1 protein-coding gene is annotated in these 249 nt (G+C 53.4%); it reads left to right on the top strand.

The window, feature by feature from the left end; genetic code table 11:
* The coding region (locus ACTHTQ_RS11545) for a DDE-type integrase/transposase/recombinase (RefSeq protein ID WP_440363994.1) at positions 1-249 on the top strand (249 nt) is incomplete at both ends.

Genomic DNA, 249 nt, shown 5'->3' with positions numbered 1-249 from the left:
GGGATTACCTGTTTGTCGCCATCGACGATTTCTCAAGGGAGCTATACGCCGCCATCCTGCCGGACAAAACCGCAGACAGTGCCGCCAAGTTTCTGACCGAACACCTGATTGATCCTTGCCCCTACCTGATTGAGTGCGTTTACTCCGACAACGGTACGGAATATAAAGGCTCGGCCAACCATGCTTTCGGTGTAGCCTGTTATGAGAACGGGATTGGTCAAAAGTTTACCCGGGTTGCCCGTCCGCAGA

It is taken from the genome of Neisseria sp. P0020.S003 (assembly GCF_051957095.1).
In the GTDB taxonomy this organism is placed as follows: domain Bacteria; phylum Pseudomonadota; class Gammaproteobacteria; order Burkholderiales; family Neisseriaceae; genus Neisseria; species Neisseria subflava.
This window is presented reverse-complemented; position numbering and strand designations above follow the sequence as displayed.